Raw genomic sequence first — 18,808 nt, 5'->3', positions numbered from 1 at the left:
CGCTAACGCCTTGTAGCACTTACTTGACGCTCTCAGAGCCAGCCATCTTCTTCTGCTTCGCCTGACATTTTCGGAATCTCAGAGTTTTTTCCACCGGGAGGATTCTTGGCGAAGATGTGTGTGGAACGGTATTAGCTAAATAACAGATTGGGAATGCGTGATGAGTGTGTTGGATGAGTAACAGACCTAAAGTGTGTGGAGTGGTGTTAACCATGGATTGAACTGAGACATATGAAATTGTATTGGTAAAGCAATATGCATTTCATGACCTAAACAGGAATTTTGTGATTAAGACACAGATTAATGAAGGTAATATGCTTTGTCTGCAATTTTTTGTCATTGTATATAGCAGATGCATTTTTCTAAATTAGTTAACAGGTATGCGCATAGACCGGCTTGTGATTTGCACTGTATTACATACCGTAGAACAAGTTTTCCTGCGCTAAGGTATGTAAAATCACAGGAAAAAGAGCATCTAGTTCTCTGTATTACATGCTGCAAGACAAGTTTTCCTATGCTAAGGTATGTAAATCCGCTTCCCTTAATAGATAACCCCAAACAGATACCAGCCAACACCGTCCCACACCCACCTTCACCAGGAATCCCCCCAGTTTAGAAAGAGTTACCCCCAAAGAATGTCAGGCATAGAGGGCAGATGGGGCGGTTCCATGCCGTAGAAGAGCCGTACAAGCCGTTAGCGAAAGAGAGACAGAAAACCAGGATGAATTCTGTGCCACCAGCACGGAATTCAAGAATGTTTGAGCCGGAAAAATCTTCAGATTTTCTCCGGTGAATACATTCGGTTCCTGATTTTCTGCCTCTCTTGAACTTACGGCTTGTAGGCGACTGGCCCCGGTATGGAACCGCCCCATCTGTCCTCTATGCCGTACACCTTTATCTAACTCTTAATAAACTAAATTCCCCTCTTGCGCACCTTCCACTTCCGATAAAAGTAATAAGGTGCCAGGAACAATAACGTAGTCCCCCAAGCCAACGGATAACTAACCATCAATGTTCCAATATCATGTCGCATAGGTGTCACGATCAATATCCAGGGAAGTCGCACCAAACAGATCCCTCCAAGGGTAATCCCAGTCGGTACAAGCACATCCCCTAGTCCCCGAAGTGCACCGGTCAGAATCTCCACGAATATATAGATTGCATAACTTGGTGTCAGATAATGCAGCATATAGACGCCAATCTCAATCACCCCAGCGTCAGTGGTAAAAAGGTGAAACAGTGGATCTGCGAATACCATCAGAAGAACCAGCAAAGACCCTGAAAGCACCAAAGACATCCCCAGGGTTGTCCGGACGCTTTTGTATACACGATCCATTCTGCCGGCACCCAGATTCTGTCCGGCGAATGTGGTAATCGTAATTCCGAATGCACCGCTGACTGCCCAGAATATCAGGTCCATCTTACTGAATGCTGCCCATGCGGCGGCGGTATCTGTTCCGAATCCGTTGATAACCGTTTGGATGATGATATTGGTAATCCCATACATGCAGGCTTGAAGCCCTGCGGGAACTCCAATTCGAAGTTCTGCTTTTAACATCTGACGGTCCAGGCGGATAGATCTTAATTCTAGTTTCATCATATCATAAGAAACCATCAATGCACGAATTACCAGGATTGCACTTGCTGTCTGTGCAATCACGGTTGCGATAGCAGCGCCTGCGATTCCCATTTTGAACACAATGACAAAGAGAAGATCCAGAGTAATATTCAGAATACTACAGACCATCAGATAATACAGAGGTCTTCTGGAATCTCCGATTGCCCGCATGATACTGGATCCGATATTATAAAGCAGTGTGGACAGAATTCCAAGGAAATAGATTCGCAGATAGACAATGGAATCTGCCATAATGTCTGACGGTGTCTTTGTCACAGCTAGAAGCCACGGAGTTGTGAGCCAGCCAATCACTGCAATTGCCAGACTGATAATAATAGAAAATGCAAATGCTGTATGAAGTCCCTTATGTAGCCGCTTGGAGTCCCCGGCTCCATAGCATTGAGAGATGATAACGGTTGCTCCTGATGAAAGCCCGGTAAAAAAGGCGATAATCTGATAAGATAATACGGCAGCGGAGCCCCCAACACTGGCAAGAGCTTCCTTTCCTACGAACCTTCCCACGATAATTGCGTCTACAGTATTGTAGAACTGCTGGAAGATGGTTCCTACTACAATAGGAAAGAAAAAGATCAATACCTGTCTCCAGATTACTCCCTCGATAATCTGATTTTCCTTCACTTTCGTATGTTTCATAACATAATCACCCCCTTCATACGAGATTATATCATCCCTAATTGAAAACATCATCTATATTTTCATAAATTATTCGATATATGTCGCATATATGGTGTATAATAGACATAAGAATCAGAAAAAACAGTAACTAAGGCTGCTTTTGCCTGAATAAGGGAGGAAAAAATTATGTTAGAAAAACTGGATTTAACCAAATCATTAAGCAAGACAGAGTATAAGGAAAAAATGATGGAATTAGAACCACAGTTAGGTAAACTTCAGAGAGAATGCAGAGAACTTGGCATTCCTGTTATGATTGCATTTGAAGGATATGGAGCATCAGGCAAAGGAGTACAGATCAGCGAGTTGATTAAAGCGCTTGATCCGAGAGGATTCGAGGTACATGCTGTTAAGAATGAGACGGAAGAAGAGAGAATGCACCCATTCTTGTGGAGGTTCTGGGTGAAGATGCCTGCCAAAGGACGCATTGCAATTTATGACAGCAGTTGGTATCGCAAGGTTCTGATTGACAGATTCGACAAGAAGACAAAGAAAAAGGAATTGTCTTCCTGTTATGAATCTATTTGTTCTTTTGAAGAGCAACTGACGGAAGATGGTATGGCGATTATTAAGATATTCCTTGCGATTGATAAAAAAGAGCAGAAGAAGCGTTTCGATAAGTTGCTGGCTTCCAAGGAGACGCAGTGGCGTGTAAGCAAAGGAGATTTGAAGCGGAATAAAGAATTTGATAAGTATCAGGCGATGAACGAAGAGATGCTGACGCGGACAGACACGGAATACGCGCCATGGCATGTTGTAGAGGCAGTTGACCGCAGATTTGCAACGGTTAAGATCTATACGGTTGTGATCGATGCGCTGAAGCATCAGGTAGAGGAGAAGAAAAGAAAGCAGGCACTGAGCCAGGCGAAGCGGGAAGAGGGACAGGCAGAAGCAGGGGCATCTGTGCAGGAAGAGAATCTGGATAAGAAACAAGATAAGAAATTGAAGGAATCTATTCTGGCGAAGGCGGATTTAAGTCTGACCTATTCTAAAGAAGAATATAAGGAGCGTCTGGACAATCTGCAGAAGAAAATGGAGAAACTTCATGGGGAATTATACCGCAGAAGAATTCCGGTGGTACTTGGCTTCGAAGGATGGGATGCAGGAGGCAAAGGAGGTGCCATTAAGCGTTTGACAGAAAAGATGGATCCAAGAGGTTATGTGGTACATCCAACTGCATCCCCGAATGATATCGAGAAAGCGCATCACTATCTGTGGCGTTTCTGGACGGATATGCCGAAAGCGGGGCATGTGACCATCTTCGATCGGACCTGGTATGGAAGGGTTATGGTAGAACGAATCGAAGGGTTCTGTACGAAGCAGGAATGGAAGAGAGCTTATAAAGAGATCAATGCAATGGAGCGGGATCTGACGAATGCAGGCGCGATTGTACTGAAGTTCTGGATGCAGATTGATAAGGATGAGCAGGAGAGACGTTTTACCGCAAGGCAGGTGAATCCGGAGAAACAGTGGAAGATTACGGATGAAGACTGGCGTAACAGAGAAAAATGGGATCAGTATGAGGATGCGGTAAATGAGATGCTGATTCGTACTTCTACGCCGAACGCTCCGTGGATCGTGGTGGAAGGCAATTGCAAATACTATGCGAGAGTGAAGGTGCTGGAGACGGTAGTGAATGCGATTGAAAAACGTTTGGAAGAAGAGGGTGCAGTATGACGATCAGAGAACAGTTAGAACTTCGTGAACTGGAATATCTAAGTCCATATGCAGCGAGAAGCAAAGATTCAAAAGGCAGAGAGCGACCGGAAGAAGAATGCGATATCCGTCCGGTCTTTCAGCGGGACCGAGACCGCATTCTCCATTGCAAGTCGTTTCGCCGTCTGAAGCAGAAGACGCAGGTGTTCCTTCTGCCTAAGGGAGATCACTACCGGACCAGGCTTACTCACACATTGGAAGTATCGCAGAATGCCAGGACGATAGCGAAGGCTCTGCGGCTGAATGAAGATCTGGTTGAAGCGATTGCTCTGGGACATGATCTGGGGCATACGCCTTTCGGGCATGCAGGAGAGCGGGCTCTGAATCAGGTGTGTCCGCTTGGATTCAAGCATAATGAGCAGAGCGTGCGTGTCGTAGAGCGTCTGGAACGGCATGGAAAAGGCTTGAATCTTACATGGGAAGTACGTGATGGCATCCGGAATCACAAGTCCAGCAGTACGCCTCATACGCTGGAAGGACAGATTGTGCGGCTGTCGGATAAGATTGCCTATATTAATCACGACATTGATGATGCGATTCGGGGAAATATATTAAGAGAAGAAGATATTCCGCCAGAATTCCGTAAGGTTCTCGGAAATAGTACGAGAATTCGTCTGGATACCATGATTCATAATGTAATCATTAACAGTATGGATCAGCCGGAGATTCGTATGTCGGAGGAAGTTCAGGAGGCGACTATGGGGCTTCGAAGATTCATGTTCGAGCATGTGTATAAGAACCCTGTCGCGAAGGGGGAAGAAGAGAAAGCGATCAATATGGTGACGAATCTGTACGAGTTCTACATCCGTCATCTGGAATTGCTGCCGGAACAGTTCCTTGATATGCTGGATAAGAATGAGGCGGATGAGGCACAACTGGTCTGCGATTACATAGCGGGAATGACGGATACTTATGCGGTGAAAAAGTTTGAAGAATTTTTTATTCCAGAATCTTGGAAAATTTAAAGGAAATCGAATACTTTTGTCGAATATTATATATGAGGGTGTAAATTATGTATTATTCCGATGAAGTAATTGAAGAAGTAAGATCAAAAAATGATATTGTGGATGTAATATCCGGCTATGTGAGATTACAGAAGAAGGGAAGTTCGTATTTCGGACTGTGTCCGTTCCATAACGAGAAATCGCCTTCTTTTTCGGTAAGCAGGCAGAAGCAGATGTATTATTGTTTTGGATGCGGAGCCGGTGGGAATGTATTCACGTTCCTGATGGAGTATGAGAACTATTCGTTTGTGGAGGCGCTTAAGTTCCTGGCAGACCGTGCGGGCGTGGATCTTCCGGAGCAGGAGTATTCCAAGGAAGCCAGGGAGCGAGCGGATGCCAAGGCGGTTCTGCTTGAGATTAATAAACTGGCGGCACAGTATTACTACGTCCAGTTGAAGAACAGCCAGGGAACTCAGGCACTTTCCTATCTGAAGAACAGAGAATTAAGCGATGATACGATTAAGGCTTTTGGGTTAGGATACTCGAACAAATACAGCGATGATTTGTATAAGTACCTGAGATCCAAGGGCTACCAGACGGATATGATTGCCAAGGCGGGACTCATTAGTATGGATGAGCGGCAGGGGGCTTATGATAAGTTCTGGAATCGAGTCATGTTTCCGATCATGGATGTGAACAACCGGGTGATCGGATTCGGCGGACGAGTTATGGGAGATGCGAAGCCGAAGTATCTGAATTCCCCGGAGACGATGATCTTCGATAAGAGTCGTAATCTCTATGGGCTTAACCGGGCGCGCAGTTCGAAGAAGCCTTATTTCCTGTTATGCGAAGGTTATATGGATGTCATCTCGCTTCACCAGGCGGGCTTCACTAATGCGGTGGCATCCCTTGGAACGGCATTAACACCGGGACATGCCTCGCTGATTAAGCGGTATGTGCAGGAGGTATATCTTACCTATGATAGTGATGAGGCCGGAACAAAGGCAGCGCTTCGTGCAGTACCGATTCTTCGTGATGTTGGCATTACAGCGAAGATCATTCGGATGGAGCCTTACAAAGATCCGGATGAATTCATCAAGAATCTGGGTGCGGAGAAATTCGAGGAGAGAATCCATAAGGCAAGGAATGGCTTCATGTTCAGTCTGGAAGTTCTGGAGCGTAACTATGATATGACGTCTCCGGAAGGCAAGACGGACTTTATGAAGGAAGTTGCCAAGAGGCTTACGGAATTCGATGAAGAGATTGAACGCAATAATTACATAGAAGCGGTAGCAGCAGCGTACCATGTAGGTTTCGAGAATCTGAGGAAACTGGTAAGCAAGATGGCGGTTCAGACCGGGCTTGCCAAGCCAGTGGAGAGACCAAAGTCTACGCTGAACCGTGAAAAGAGCAAGGAAGATGGTAATACAAAGTCTCAGAAGATATTACTGACCTGGTTGATCGAGGACGAAGCCATATTCCGGCAGATTAGTCAGTATATAACTCCGGCAGATTTTTCCGGGGATTTATATAAGACGGTTGCAGAACTTCTCTATGAACAGTATGAATCGCAGGATGTGAATCCGGCGAAGATTATGAATCATTTTACAGATGAAGAAGAGCATCGGGAAGTAGCCAGCCTGTTTCATACGAAGATTAAGGAATTAACGACAGTCAAGGAACAGGAGAAGGCACTGAAAGAGACCATTATCCGTGTGAAGAATCACAGTATAGAAGAGGCAACGAAGAGACTTGATCCCACTGATATGCGGGGCTTACAGCGGTTAATGGACGCAAAAAGGGAATTGCAGGACCTCCAAAAACTGCATATTTCCATTAATTAAGGATAAAATATAAACAAGCAATGAGAGGATGGACACTACATGGACGAAAATATAGTGAAATTCGAAGAGAAATTAAAAGAACTGTTGGCTTTGGGAAAGAAGAAGAAGAGTATTCTGGAAGTTCAGGAGATTAATGATTTCTTTTCTGATATGGAACTGGATTCAGATCAGATGGAGAAGGTATTCGAGTATCTGGAAGCCCATAATATTGATGTACTGCGTATCAGCAGCGATGACGATGATGATATTGATGTTGATCTTATGATCTCTGAAGAAGATGATGTGGATGTTGAGAAGATTGACCTGTCTGTACCGGATGGAATTAGCATTGAAGATCCGGTGCGTATGTATCTGAAGGAGATTGGAAAGGTACCGCTTCTTACGGCAGATGAAGAAGTGGAACTGGCGCAAAGAATGGCAGATGGTGATGAGGATGCCAAGAAGCGCCTGGCAGAAGCGAATCTCAGGCTGGTTGTCAGCATCGCAAAACGCTACGTAGGACGTGGAATGCTGTTCTTGGATCTGATCCAGGAAGGTAACTTAGGTCTGATCAAGGCGGTTGAGAAGTTCGATTACCGCAAGGGGTTCAAGTTCAGTACCTATGCGACATGGTGGATCCGCCAGGCGATTACCAGAGCAATTGCAGATCAGGCGAGAACGATCCGTATTCCGGTGCATATGGTAGAGACAATTAACAAACTGATTCGTGTGTCCAGACAGTTATTGCAGGAGTTGGGACGTGAACCCACGCCGGAAGAGATTGCAGAGGAACTGGACATGCCTGTAGAGAGAGTTCGAGAGATTCTTAAGATCTCTCAGGAGCCGGTATCTTTGGAGACCCCAATCGGTGAAGAAGAAGACAGCCATCTGGGTGATTTTATTCAGGATGACAATGTACCGGTGCCGGCAGAGGCAGCAGCACAGACACTGTTAAAAGAGCAGTTGGACGAAGTGCTTGATACTTTGACAGAGAGAGAGCAGAAGGTATTACGATTAAGGTTTGGAATGAATGATGGACGTGCCCGTACACTGGAAGAAGTAGGTAAGGAATTCGATGTTACCCGTGAGCGTATCCGTCAGATTGAGGCGAAAGCGCTTCGGAAGCTCCGCCACCCAAGCCGCAGCAGAAAATTAAGAGATTATTTGGATTAAGAGAGAGGCGCCTATGGAACTATCAAAGAGACTTTATGCAGTTGCAAGTCTTGTGACAGAGGGCGCCTCTGTTGCAGATATTGGGACTGATCACGGATATATTCCTATCTATCTGATGGAGCATCAGATTGCATCGAAGGTGATCGCAATGGATATTAACCGGGGACCACTGGAGCGTGCCAGAATGCATGTGATAGGGCATGGCCTGAAGGGAAAGATTGAGACGAGGCTGTCTGACGGTCTGCAGGCGGTGGCACCAGGGGAAGTAGATACTATGATTGCTGCCGGCATGGGAGGCGGACTGGTGATCAAGATATTAGAAGAGGGGAAAAAGGTAGTAGAGTGCTTGGATGTCTGTATCCTGCAGCCACAGTCGGAGATACGCAAGGTGCGGGAATATCTTGCAAGTCATTCTCTTAAGATCATAAAGGAGGATATGGTAGAAGAAGATGGGAAATTCTACCCTATGATGAAGGTTGTCCACGGGGTGCCAGAGACGTATACCGAATGTGAATATCTCTATGGAAGATGTCTGCTTAGGAACCAGCATCCTGTGCTTAAGAAGTACCTTCAGCGGGAGATGGCGATCAAGGAGAGTATCTTCCGGCAGCTTGATAAGCGGATGAACAGCGAGAGTGCAGCGCAGCGTAAAGAGGAGATTCGAAGAGAGATTATTCTGATTAGCGAAGCGCTGGAATATTTTGCATAAGAATAGGAAAGAAGGAAGATACATATGCTGTGTAAAGATGTGATAAATGTGATTGAGACTGCATATCCAAGACAGTATGCAATGGATTGGGATAATGTAGGGCTTCTGGCAGGAAGGGATGATAAAGAAGTCCGTCGGATCTACATTGCATTGGATGCGACGGATGAGGTCATCGATGATGCGGTCTTACGGAAGGCAGATATGCTGGTTACACATCATCCGCTGATATTTAGCGGAATGAAGAGGATCAATAACCAGGATTTTATTGGGAATCGAGTTCTAAGATTGATTCAAAATGACATATCTTATTATGCTATGCACACGAATTATGATGTAATGGGAATGGCGGAACTGTCAGTGAAGAAACTGGGAATTGAGAAGTCCGAGGTTTTGGAGGTTACTTGTGTGGAAGAGTACCCGGATGAATGCGGTAACAAGCGGATAGAAGGGATTGGGAGAATTGTAGAACTGGAGTCTGAAGTTACGTTAAAGGAATGCTGTGAAAGGGTGAAGAATGCATTTCAACTAAGTTCGGTGAGACTATTCGGCAATTCGAGTAGTCAGGTGAAGAGGATTGCTATCTGTCCCGGATCAGGGAAGAGTGTGATTCCGGTGTCGCTTGCGAAGGGAGCAGATGTACTGATTACCGGTGATATCGGTCATCATGAGGGGATCGATTCGGTTGCACAGGGAATGGCGATCATTGATGCAGGACATTACGGAATTGAACATATATTTATAGAAGATATGAAAGCGTATCTGGAAAAGAACACGAAAGAGATAGAAGTAGTTGCGGAAACGATTCATCATCCATTCGTTATGATATAATCGTGGGATGAGGAGAACAGGAAAGTAAGAAGGGCGGATGCGAGAAAGAGGCGAGTATATGAATAAGGAAATGTATCGTGTGCAGGTTGGCGAAGAACTCCGCAGGTATGAGGCCGGAACACCTTATCGGAAGATTGCCGGAGACTATCAGGAACAGTATGAGAATGATATTGTCCTGGTGGTTGTCAATGGGAGACTTCAGGAACTTTTTAAAACGTTAAAATCTGATTGTATTCTCCGGTTCATTACAACGGGTGATACGATCGGTCATAAGACGTATAAGAGAAGTATGAGCCTGATGATGGTAAAGGCAGTCTATGATGTGGCGCATCATAATTCCATTGATAAAGTAAGGATTCATTATTCTGTCAGTAAGGGATATTATTGTACGATTGAAGGCCAGATTGCTCTGACGCAGGAATTCCTGGAGCGCGTTGAAGCCAGGATGCATGAGATGGTAGAGATGGATATGCCGATCAACAAGCGTACAATTCATACGGATGAGGCGACCTTACTGTTCGGTCAGCATGGAATGTATGATAAGGAGCGTTTGTTCAAGTATCGCCGGGTATCTAAGGTAAATATTTATAGTATGAATGAGTTCGAGGATTACTATTATGGATATATGGTTCCAAGTGCCGGGTATCTGGGATATTTCAAACTCTATTTATATGATGAGGGCTTTGTTCTACAGATGCCGGAACAGTCGGCACCTAAGATTGTGCCGCCGTTTCTACCGCAGAATAAATTATTTCATGTTTTGCAGGAATCTACCAGATGGGGCGATATGCAGGGAATAGAGACGGTTGGTGCTCTGAATGATAAGATTACGAAAAGTGATGTTCATCAGGTGGTGTTAGTACAGGAGGCATTGCAGGAGAAGAAGATTGCAGAGATTGCCACGCAGATCGCGGCACGACCGGAACTAAAATTCATCTTGATCGCAGGACCATCTTCTTCGGGAAAGACGACGTTTTCTCATAGATTATCTGTCCAGCTTCGTGCCAATGGTCTGACGCCGCATCCGATCGCGGTGGATAATTATTTCGTTGAGAGAGAGGATACGCCGAAGGATGAGACAGGGGCTTATGACTATGAATGCTTAAGGGCTGTTGATGTAGAACTTTTTAACCGTCATCTGCAGAAACTGCTTGCGGGAGAAGAAGTGGTGATTCCAACATTTAATTTTGTGACTGGTCACAAAGAGTATGGAATACAGACGAAGAAACTGGGACCGAATGATGTGCTTGTGATCGAAGGAATCCATTGCCTGAATCCGGAACTCACATTCAGTCTGCCGGATGAGAACAAATTCAAGATCTATATCAGTGCTTTGACACAGTTGAATATCGATGAGCATAACAGGATACCTACAACGGATGGTCGGCTGCTTCGAAGGATTGTCAGGGATGCCCGTACTAGAGGGGCTTCAGCGCAGAAGACGATTCGTATGTGGCCTTCTGTAAGAAGAGGAGAGGAGCGCAACATCTTTCCATATCAGGAAGAAGCGGATGTGATGTTCAACTCGGCATTGATCTATGAACTTGCAGTTTTGAAGATCTATGTAGAGCCATTGCTATTTGGGATTGATAAAGATTGTCCGGAATATCTGGAAGCGAAAAGGCTTCTGAAATTCCTTGATTATTTTGTGGGAATCGGAAGTGAGAATGTTCCGACGAACTCACTGCTTCGAGAGTTTATCGGGGGCGGATGTTTTCATGTGTAAGTAAGAATGAAAAAGTTAGTGATAATAAGAGCGTCAGAATACTGCAGTCTGACGCTCTTTATTCGTTGCGTATGTTCAAAGGGAACTGCCGGTGGCAGATTCTGTAGGTTCTGGTCTGAGAATTTACTTAATCTCTATGATAGATCTTAGTGAGATGATCCATCTGTGAGGACATATTGGTCATCAGAAGATCTACTAGTGTAATTGCTGTCATGGATTCGACTACGACAACGGCTCTTGGTACAACCACCGGATCATGGCGCCCGGTAATTACGATCTTCGTGTTCTCACCTTTGGTAGTGACCGTTTCCTGTTCCTGAGAGATGGAAGCGGTTGGTTTTACAGCGGCTCTTAAGATAATCCGGCTGCCGTCACTTAGACCGCCAAGGGTTCCTCCTGAGTGGTTGGTTCTCTTATATATCTCTCCTTGCTGAGAGCAGAAAGAATCATTGTTGATACTTCCTCTGGACTTTGCAGCCTGGAAACCGTCACCGATCTCCACGCCTTTGACTGCGCCAATAGACATGATGGCCTTGGCAAGGCTTGCATCCAGCTTGTCAAAAACAGGCTCGCCGATTCCGGCAGGCATACCGTCTACGATGCATTCGATCATCCCGCCGGAGGAGTCCTGGCTTTTGATGCATTCCATAAGATAATCAGAGGCTTTCTGTGCATATTCGTTATTGGGCATATACAGGCTGTTGTTGTTGATACAATTGTAATCATAGGATTCTTCCGGGATTACAATGTTGCCGATGGATTTGGTATAAGCCGTAATGTGGATCCCCAGTTCACATAGAATCTTGGATGCGATCGCACCGGCAGCCACTCTTCCAATCGTTTCGCGCCCGGAGGTACGACCGCCGCCGCGGTAATCACGGAAACCGTATTTGGAATCGAAAGTATAGTCGGCGTGTCCTGGGCGATAGCACTCTTTGATCTTGCCATAATCTCTGGACCGTTGATCCTCGTTGCGTACGATGAGAGAAATCGGGGTTCCGGTGGTTCGCCCCTCGAATACGCCGGAGAGAATCTCTACTTGATCTGTTTCTTTTCGCATGGTGGTGAATCTGCTCTGTCCTGGTTTCCTGCGGTCGAGAAACTTTTGGACATCTTCTTCGTTAAGAGCAAGTCCTGCCGGGCAGCCATCAACAATTACGCCGATGGCTGGACCGTGAGACTCGCCCCAGGTTGTAATCGTAAATAAAGTTCCATAAGTTGATCCTGCCATATATAAGTCTCCTTTATTATTGATATTCTTTTTAAATGTTAAAGTATTTATTTGATATATATTAGCATATACTCCTATTATATAGAAGAGAATGAAAACCTGCAATTAGAATCTATTCAGGAAATCTTCATTATTTTTTCGACATTTTTGTCTGTACTTTTGGATATAGGCATATTATAATGTAAAAGTATGATAATTAATTAGAGGAGTAAGGTTAATGAGTGATAGAGACAAAAAGGCAGATGAGATTGTTGAAGAGACAATGAAAGAAATCTTTGACGATATCAACAATTCGGATGCTTTTAAAGAAACGGATGAGGATAATGAGAGTTCTAAGAAAAAGAAGAATCGTAAAAAAGATGCTGATCGCATTGATATATCTTCTCATGACAATCATGCTGAAGCAGGCGGATACGATGACGTAGAGGCTGTTGCAGACAGTGATTATGATGAAGAAGAGTTCGAAGAACTTCTGCATGAGATGATGGAAGAAGTTAAAGCGGACGAAGATATAGATGATGACGATGAGACAGATGACGATGAATATGACGAAAACGAGATGGATGAAGACATGGATGAAGACATGGAAGAGTATGACGACGAGATAGACGATGAGACAGATGATGAGATAGACGAAGATATGGATGAACGTAAGGGAAGAAAAGGCAGAAGGAAAAAAGGCGGAAAGGGAAAGAAGACAGCAGCGATTGTAATAGGAAGTGTTTTGGGAGTTCTGCTTCTTGTATATGTCGGATTGGCGGTATTTTTCAATAGCCATTTTATGTTTTATACGAAGATTAATGATACAGATTTCTCGCTTAAGAGTGTAAGCCAGGTAGAGAATTATATGAAGCAGCAGGTGGCTGATTATGTTCTTACGATGGAGGAATCTGACGGAGGGCAGGAGAAGATCAATGGATCTGACATTTCTTTGGAATATGTAGAAGGCGATCAGTTGGAGAAACTTGTGAAGAAACAGAACAATTTCCTGTGGATTACATCACTGTGGGATCATCCGGAGATTGAAGCGGAAGTAGGAGTGAAATATGCTGAAGCGGCGCTTGCGGATATCATCGCGAAGCTTGATTGTATGAAGGAAGAGAATCAGGTGGCTTCTGTAGATGCACATCCGGAATTCCAGGATGGTCAGTTTGTAGTCGTGCCAGAAGTTGTAGGAACGCAGATTAATACAGAAGTGTTCAATAAGAAAGTGGCAGAAGCAATTAACGGATTCCAGCAGGAGTTGAATCTGTTGGATAGCGGATGTTATATACTGCCTAGATTCGTATCGGATTCTCAGGAAGTAGTTGCGGCAACTGATGCGATGAACAGTTATCTGGGAGCGAATGTTACTTATGATTTTAATCCATACACCGAAGTTGTGGATGCGGCAGCCATCTCTCAATGGGTGAAGGTTGATGCAGATATGAATGTTACCTTTGATGAAGGTGCTGTCAGGGCCTATGTGGCATCTCTGGCAGAGAAGTATGATACCAAGGGCAAGACGAGAACATTTACATCGGCAAATGGTAATGCGGTTACGATCGAAGGTGGAAGTTATGGATGGCGAATTGATCAGGAGGCAGAGTATAATGCGTTGATTGCGAACATCCAGAATGCAGAAACTGTAACCAGAGAGCCGAACTATTCAAGCCGTGCTGCAAGCCATGAAGGCAATGACGTGGGAGGCACATATGCTGAGGTTGATCTTTCGAATCAGCAGATGTATTTTATTCAGAACGGTCAGGTTGTACTGCAGTCCGGAGTTGTAACAGGTAATCCGAATAGAGGTAATGCGACACCACAGGGAGTCTATTCTTTGGCATATAAAGCGAAGGATCAGGTGTTACGAGGTACTAAGAAGCCGGATGGAACTTATGAATATGAGACGCCGGTTAAGTATTGGATGCCATTTAACGGAGGTATTGGATTCCATGATGCGAACTGGCAGTCATCATTCGGAGGTTCCAGATATCAGACGAATGGTTCTCACGGCTGTGTGAATCTGCCACCGAGTGTTGCGGCACAGTTGTATGACTTGATATCAGCGGGAACACCGGTTGTATGTCATTTCTAAAAGAATATAGTAATTAGAAGAATATAGTAATAAGTAAAAGATAAGGAGAAGGTCATGTACGAGTTAGTGAAGAGAGATGGCCTTGCCAAGAGAGGTAGATTGCATACGGTACATGGGGTCATTGAGACCCCTGTATTTATGAATGTGGGAACGGCGGCAGCGATAAAAGGTGCTGTCTCTACCACGGATTTACAGGAGATTAAGACACAGGTGGAACTTTCTAATACTTATCATCTTCATGTCCGTCCGGGCGATGAAGTGGTGAAGAAGTTGGGGGGACTCCACAGATTCATGGTCTGGGACAAGCCGATCCTGACGGATTCGGGCGGGTTCCAGGTCTTTTCTCTGGCAGGGCTTCGAAGAATTAAAGAAGAAGGGGTGTATTTTAACTCCCATATTGATGGAAGGAAGATATTCATGGGACCGGAAGAGAGTATGCAGATTCAATCGAATCTGGCATCTACGATCGCCATGGCATTTGATGAATGTCCTTCCAGTGTGGCAGACAGGGACTATATCGAGAATTCTGTTGACCGGACGACGCGGTGGCTGGTTCGGTGCAAGAAGGAGATGAACCGGCTGAACGGGCTGCCGGATACGATTAATAAGCAGCAGTTGTTGTTCGGAATCAATCAGGGGGGAATCTATGAGGATATCCGTGTACGTCATGCCAAGGAGATCGCAGAATTGGATTTGGATGGTTATGCGATTGGGGGTCTGGCTGTAGGCGAGTCCCATGAGGAGATGTACCGGATTCTGGATGCAGTTGTGCCGCATCTTCCGACGAATAAACCGACGTATCTAATGGGAGTAGGTACTCCGGCGAATATACTGGAGGGGGTCGACAGAGGCGTTGACTTCTTTGACTGTGTATACCCAAGTCGTAACGGACGTCACGGACATGTATATACGAATCACGGCAAGTTGAATCTGTTTAATGCAAAGTATGAACTGGATGACCGTCCGATTGAAGAAGGATGCCAGTGCCCTGCATGTCGTACTTATTCCAGAGCCTATATCCGTCATCTGCTGAAAGCAAAAGAGATGTTAGGAATGCGCTTGTGCGTGCTGCATAATCTGTATTTCTACAATACGATGATGGAGGAGATCAGAGAGGCGATTGAAGAGGGACGCTACAAGGAGTATAAAGCGAGAAAAATCGCAGGAGTAACTGGTCAGGAGATATAAGAATCAAGAAAAAGATATATAAAAAAACAATGAATTCAAGAAAATTACTTGATGAAAATTGTATTATTGTGTATGATAGCAATAGTGTTTAAAGATATTTAGGAGGAATTAATTATGTACACATTAGCAGCACAAAGCGCAGGAGGAAGTTGGGCGTTACTGATTGTCGTATATGCAGTTATCTTCGGAGGCTTCTGGTTCATATTTATCAGACCACAGAAAAAGGAGCAGAAGAGAGTTCAATCAATGATTTCCGATATGGAAGTAGGCGATACCGTATTGACAACAAGCGGATTTTATGGAGTTATTATTGATATTAGCGATGACGACGTAATCGTAGAATTTGGAAGCAACAGAAACTGCCGTATTCCAATGCAGAAGGCAGCAATCGCTCAGGTTGAGAAGGCATCTGCTGAGTAAGCAGACTGTACCTGGCATAGGAAGGTTAGAGTAAGATGATGAAGAGAATCCTGGAGAAGGATTCTCTTTTTTGATGAATTAGAAAAGGGACAGGGGGATTTCAAAAAGGGACAGGGCAAATTGAATTGGGGACGGGGGATTTTGAGTTTTCCCCCGTCCCCACTGGAGAATTGCACAAAATTCAATACAATGGGATAAACGATAATGATTATCAGGATGCCTATTGATATTTTGTTAACAAGATGGTATACTGTGCGAGAAAAATGTAAAACAACTTAGAGAAGGGAGAAAACGCAATGGCACATTTTGAACAGTGGGCAGGATTCACAGGAAGAAACTGGAAAGAATCCGTAGATGTTCGTGATTTTATTCAGTGTAATTACACCCCGTATGAAGGTGATGAATCATTCCTGGAGGGTCCGACAGAGGCAACGAGTAAATTATGGGGCAAATTGCAGGAATTGCAGAAAGAGGAGCGCGCAAAAGGCGGCGTTCTGGATATGGAGACAGAAGTAGTATCTGGTCTTACTGCATATGGTCCAGGATATATAGATGAGGATATGAAAGATTTGGAGAAGGTCGTAGGTCTTCAGACAGACAAGCCGTTAAAAAGAGCATTTATGCCATATGGCGGTATCACAATGGCTGAAAAGGCTTGTACTACTTATGGATATCAGCCAAGTGAAAAATTACACGAGATATTTACCAAATACCATAAAACACACAATCAGGGCGTATTCGATATCTACACACCAGAGATGAAGAAGGCGCGCCATAATAAGATTATCACAGGTCTTCCGGATACATACGGACGTGGACGTATCGTTGGTGATTATCGTCGTGTTGCATTATACGGAATTGATTTCCTGATTGAAAAGAAACATTATGATTTTGACCGTTATGCAAGACATGGCATGAAGGGAACGGATTTCCGTCTTCGTGAAGAGGTGGCTGATCAGATTCGTGCCCTGGAGCAGATGAAGGAAATGGCAGCCGTCTATGGATACGATATCTCCCAGCCGGCAAAAGATGCGAAAGAAGCAGCACAGTGGCTGTACTTCGGATACCTTGCAGCGATCAAGACTCAGAATGGTGCAGCTATGAGTGTAGGTCGTGTATCTACCTTCCTTGATGTTTATATTGAAAGAGATTTGAAGAATGGTACTATTACCGAGTCTGAGGCACAGGAACTGATCGATCACATGGTTATGAAGTTCCGTATGGTGAAGTTTGCAAGAATTCCTTCTTACAACGAACTCTTCTCAGGTGACCCGGTATGGGCTACACTGGAAGTGGCAGGTCTTGGAATGGATGGACGTTCTATGGTAACGAAGAATGACTATCGTTTCCTTCATACATTAGAGAATATGGGACCGTCACCAGAACCGAACTTAACAGTATTGTATTCGCCGAAATTGCCTGCAAACTTTAAGAAATATGCATCATTCATCTCTGTAACCACAAGTTCTATCCAGTATGAAAATGATGATGTAATGCGTCCGGTATGGGGGGATGATTACAGTATCTGCTGCTGTGTATCTGCAACTGAGACAGGAAAAGAGATTCAGTTCTTTGGAGCACGTGCGAACCTTGCGAAATGTTTGTTATATGCAATTAACGGTGGTGTGGATGAGAAGACAAAGCAGCAGGTATCACCGGCTTATAAGCCAATTACTTCAGAGTACCTTGATTATGATGAAGTAATGGAGCGTTACGACGCAATGATGGACTGGCTGTCTAAGTTATATGTAGATACCTTGAATATGATCCACTATATGCATGACAAATATAACTACGAAGCAGCAGAGATGGCTCTGATCGATACCAATGTAAGACGTACATTCGCTACAGGCATTGCAGGATTCTCACATGTAGTTGACTCCTTAAGCGCCATCAAGTATGCGAAGGTAAAAGTAATTCGTGATGAAAATGGACTGGCAGTTGACTTTGAGACAGAGGGAGAATTCCCAAGATATGGTAATGATGACGACAGAGCAGATGATATCGCAATCAAACTTCTGAAGACATTTATGCATAAACTGAGAAAATGCCATACATACAGAAATTCTGAACCTACAACTTCTATCCTTACGATCACATCTAACGTTGTATATGGTAAGGCGACCGGATCACTTCCGGATGGAAGAAAAGCAGGAGAGCCACTGTCACCAGGTGCGAACCCATCCTATGGTGCAGAGAAGAATGGCCTCCTTGCATCCTTGAACTCCGTGGCAAAATTGCCATACGAGCTGGCTCTTGATGGTATCTCTAATACACAGACCATTAGCCCAGGCGCATTGGGACACAGTGACGAAGAGCGTGTAGACAACCTTGTGAATGTAATGGATGGATATTTTGCACAGGGCGCTCACCATCTGAATGTAAATGTATTCGGTACAGAGAAACTGATTGATGCTATGGAGCATCCGGAAAAGCCAGAGTATGCGAACTTTACAATCCGTGTATCCGGATATGCGGTTAAATTCATTGACCTGACTCGTGAGCAGCAGTTAGACGTTATTGCAAGAACCTGCCACGCTGAGATGTAATCTGTGTGACTGGATTATTGTATAAAATGATCTGGTCTGGTCAAAACTTCATATAGTTAAGATTTCGTATAGTCAAGACTTCAAATAGTTAAGGCTTGATGGGGTCAAGATTT

The 18,808-nt window shown here is 44.5% G+C and carries 13 protein-coding genes; 11 read left to right on the top strand and 2 right to left on the bottom strand.

Features of this window, described 5'->3' with window-relative positions:
• Positions 1-913: 913 nt before the first annotated feature.
• Positions 914-2,272: an MATE family efflux transporter gene (locus ACQRBN_RS08490; RefSeq protein ID WP_427738572.1), complete on the bottom strand. Its 1,359-nt coding sequence runs from the start codon at positions 2,270-2,272 to the stop codon at positions 914-916.
• A 168-nt stretch (positions 2,273-2,440) separates the two neighbouring features.
• Between ACQRBN_RS08490 and pap the strand changes: the two genes are divergently transcribed.
• Genes pap through ACQRBN_RS08455 form a run of 7 tightly spaced genes read left to right on the top strand, consistent with a single transcriptional unit; the run spans position 2,441 to position 11,230 of the window.
• Entirely contained in the window at positions 2,441-3,988 is a 1,548-nt protein-coding gene (pap, locus tag ACQRBN_RS08485) for a polyphosphate:AMP phosphotransferase (protein ID WP_427738571.1), read from the top strand.
• A complete protein-coding gene (locus ACQRBN_RS08480) occupies positions 3,985-4,992 on the top strand; it encodes a deoxyguanosinetriphosphate triphosphohydrolase (RefSeq protein ID WP_427738570.1) in 1,008 nt (335 codons plus the stop codon). The genes pap and ACQRBN_RS08480 overlap by 4 nt, the downstream gene beginning before the upstream one ends.
• 47 nt (positions 4,993-5,039) lie before the next feature.
• On the top strand, positions 5,040-6,815 hold the full coding sequence (gene dnaG / locus ACQRBN_RS08475) for a DNA primase (protein WP_427738569.1): 1,776 nt from the start codon (positions 5,040-5,042) through the stop codon (positions 6,813-6,815).
• Positions 6,816-6,854: 39 nt separating this feature from the next.
• Positions 6,855-7,967, top strand: coding sequence for an RNA polymerase sigma factor RpoD (rpoD, locus tag ACQRBN_RS08470; protein WP_427738568.1), 1,113 nt, complete (start codon positions 6,855-6,857; stop codon positions 7,965-7,967).
• Positions 7,968-7,980: 13 nt separating this feature from the next.
• Complete coding sequence (locus ACQRBN_RS08465) at positions 7,981-8,676, top strand: tRNA (adenine(22)-N(1))-methyltransferase (protein ID WP_427738567.1); 696 nt, start codon at positions 7,981-7,983, stop codon at positions 8,674-8,676.
• Between the two features lie 24 nt (positions 8,677-8,700).
• Positions 8,701-9,504: a Nif3-like dinuclear metal center hexameric protein gene (locus ACQRBN_RS08460; protein ID WP_427738566.1), complete on the top strand. Its 804-nt coding sequence runs from the start codon at positions 8,701-8,703 to the stop codon at positions 9,502-9,504.
• A gap of 58 nt (positions 9,505-9,562) precedes the next feature.
• Positions 9,563-11,230 (top strand): nucleoside kinase, encoded by a 1,668-nt coding sequence (locus ACQRBN_RS08455; protein WP_427738565.1) that lies wholly within the window; start codon positions 9,563-9,565, stop codon positions 11,228-11,230.
• A gap of 127 nt (positions 11,231-11,357) precedes the next feature.
• Here ACQRBN_RS08455 and aroC read toward each other — a convergent pair whose 3' ends face one another.
• On the bottom strand, positions 11,358-12,461 hold the full coding sequence (gene aroC, locus ACQRBN_RS08450) for a chorismate synthase (protein ID WP_427738564.1): 1,104 nt from the start codon (positions 12,459-12,461) through the stop codon (positions 11,358-11,360).
• A 217-nt stretch (positions 12,462-12,678) separates the two neighbouring features.
• Between aroC and ACQRBN_RS08445 the strand changes: the two genes are divergently transcribed.
• The 4 genes from ACQRBN_RS08445 to pflB all read left to right on the top strand — a co-directional run bounded on the left by ACQRBN_RS08445 (position 12,679) and on the right by pflB (position 18,695).
• A complete protein-coding gene (locus ACQRBN_RS08445; protein ID WP_427738563.1) occupies positions 12,679-14,538 on the top strand; it encodes a L,D-transpeptidase family protein in 1,860 nt (619 codons plus the stop codon).
• Between the two features lie 54 nt (positions 14,539-14,592).
• Positions 14,593-15,726 carry a tRNA guanosine(34) transglycosylase Tgt gene (gene tgt / locus ACQRBN_RS08440; RefSeq protein WP_427738562.1) on the top strand — a complete coding sequence of 378 codons (1,134 nt, stop codon included), beginning with the start codon at positions 14,593-14,595 and terminating at the stop codon, positions 15,724-15,726.
• A 114-nt stretch (positions 15,727-15,840) separates the two neighbouring features.
• Positions 15,841-16,146 carry a preprotein translocase subunit YajC gene (yajC, locus tag ACQRBN_RS08435; RefSeq protein ID WP_427738561.1) on the top strand — a complete coding sequence of 102 codons (306 nt, stop codon included), beginning with the start codon at positions 15,841-15,843 and terminating at the stop codon, positions 16,144-16,146.
• Positions 16,147-16,442: 296 nt separating this feature from the next.
• Positions 16,443-18,695, top strand: a complete 2,253-nt coding sequence (gene pflB, locus ACQRBN_RS08430; protein WP_427738560.1) for a formate C-acetyltransferase — start codon at positions 16,443-16,445, stop codon at positions 18,693-18,695.
• Positions 18,696-18,808: the final 113 nt, after the last annotated feature.

The sequence above is a fragment of the Bariatricus sp. SGI.154 genome (genome assembly GCF_050313795.1).
Classification (GTDB): domain Bacteria; phylum Bacillota; class Clostridia; order Lachnospirales; family Lachnospiraceae; genus CAMBRQ01.
The sequence above is the reverse complement of the archived record's forward strand: the minus strand, read 5'-3'. Positions and strand labels throughout refer to the sequence as shown.

What these genes read in the sequence shown, in the direction of transcription:
- ACQRBN_RS08490 (WP_427738572.1), bottom strand. Translation starts at nt 2,272, where the DNA reads ATGAAACATACGAAAGTGAAGGAAAATCAGATTATCGAGGGAGTAATC.
- pap (WP_427738571.1), top strand. Translation starts at nt 2,441, where the DNA reads ATGTTAGAAAAACTGGATTTAACCAAATCATTAAGCAAGACAGAGTAT.
- ACQRBN_RS08480 (WP_427738570.1), top strand. Translation starts at nt 3,985, where the DNA reads ATGACGATCAGAGAACAGTTAGAACTTCGTGAACTGGAATATCTAAGT.
- dnaG (WP_427738569.1), top strand. Translation starts at nt 5,040, where the DNA reads ATGTATTATTCCGATGAAGTAATTGAAGAAGTAAGATCAAAAAATGAT.
- rpoD (WP_427738568.1), top strand. Translation starts at nt 6,855, where the DNA reads ATGGACGAAAATATAGTGAAATTCGAAGAGAAATTAAAAGAACTGTTG.
- ACQRBN_RS08465 (WP_427738567.1), top strand. Translation starts at nt 7,981, where the DNA reads ATGGAACTATCAAAGAGACTTTATGCAGTTGCAAGTCTTGTGACAGAG.
- ACQRBN_RS08460 (WP_427738566.1), top strand. Translation starts at nt 8,701, where the DNA reads ATGCTGTGTAAAGATGTGATAAATGTGATTGAGACTGCATATCCAAGA.
- ACQRBN_RS08455 (WP_427738565.1), top strand. Translation starts at nt 9,563, where the DNA reads ATGAATAAGGAAATGTATCGTGTGCAGGTTGGCGAAGAACTCCGCAGG.
- aroC (WP_427738564.1), bottom strand. Translation starts at nt 12,461, where the DNA reads ATGGCAGGATCAACTTATGGAACTTTATTTACGATTACAACCTGGGGC.
- ACQRBN_RS08445 (WP_427738563.1), top strand. Translation starts at nt 12,679, where the DNA reads ATGAGTGATAGAGACAAAAAGGCAGATGAGATTGTTGAAGAGACAATG.
- tgt (WP_427738562.1), top strand. Translation starts at nt 14,593, where the DNA reads ATGTACGAGTTAGTGAAGAGAGATGGCCTTGCCAAGAGAGGTAGATTG.
- yajC (WP_427738561.1), top strand. Translation starts at nt 15,841, where the DNA reads ATGTACACATTAGCAGCACAAAGCGCAGGAGGAAGTTGGGCGTTACTG.
- pflB (WP_427738560.1), top strand. Translation starts at nt 16,443, where the DNA reads ATGGCACATTTTGAACAGTGGGCAGGATTCACAGGAAGAAACTGGAAA.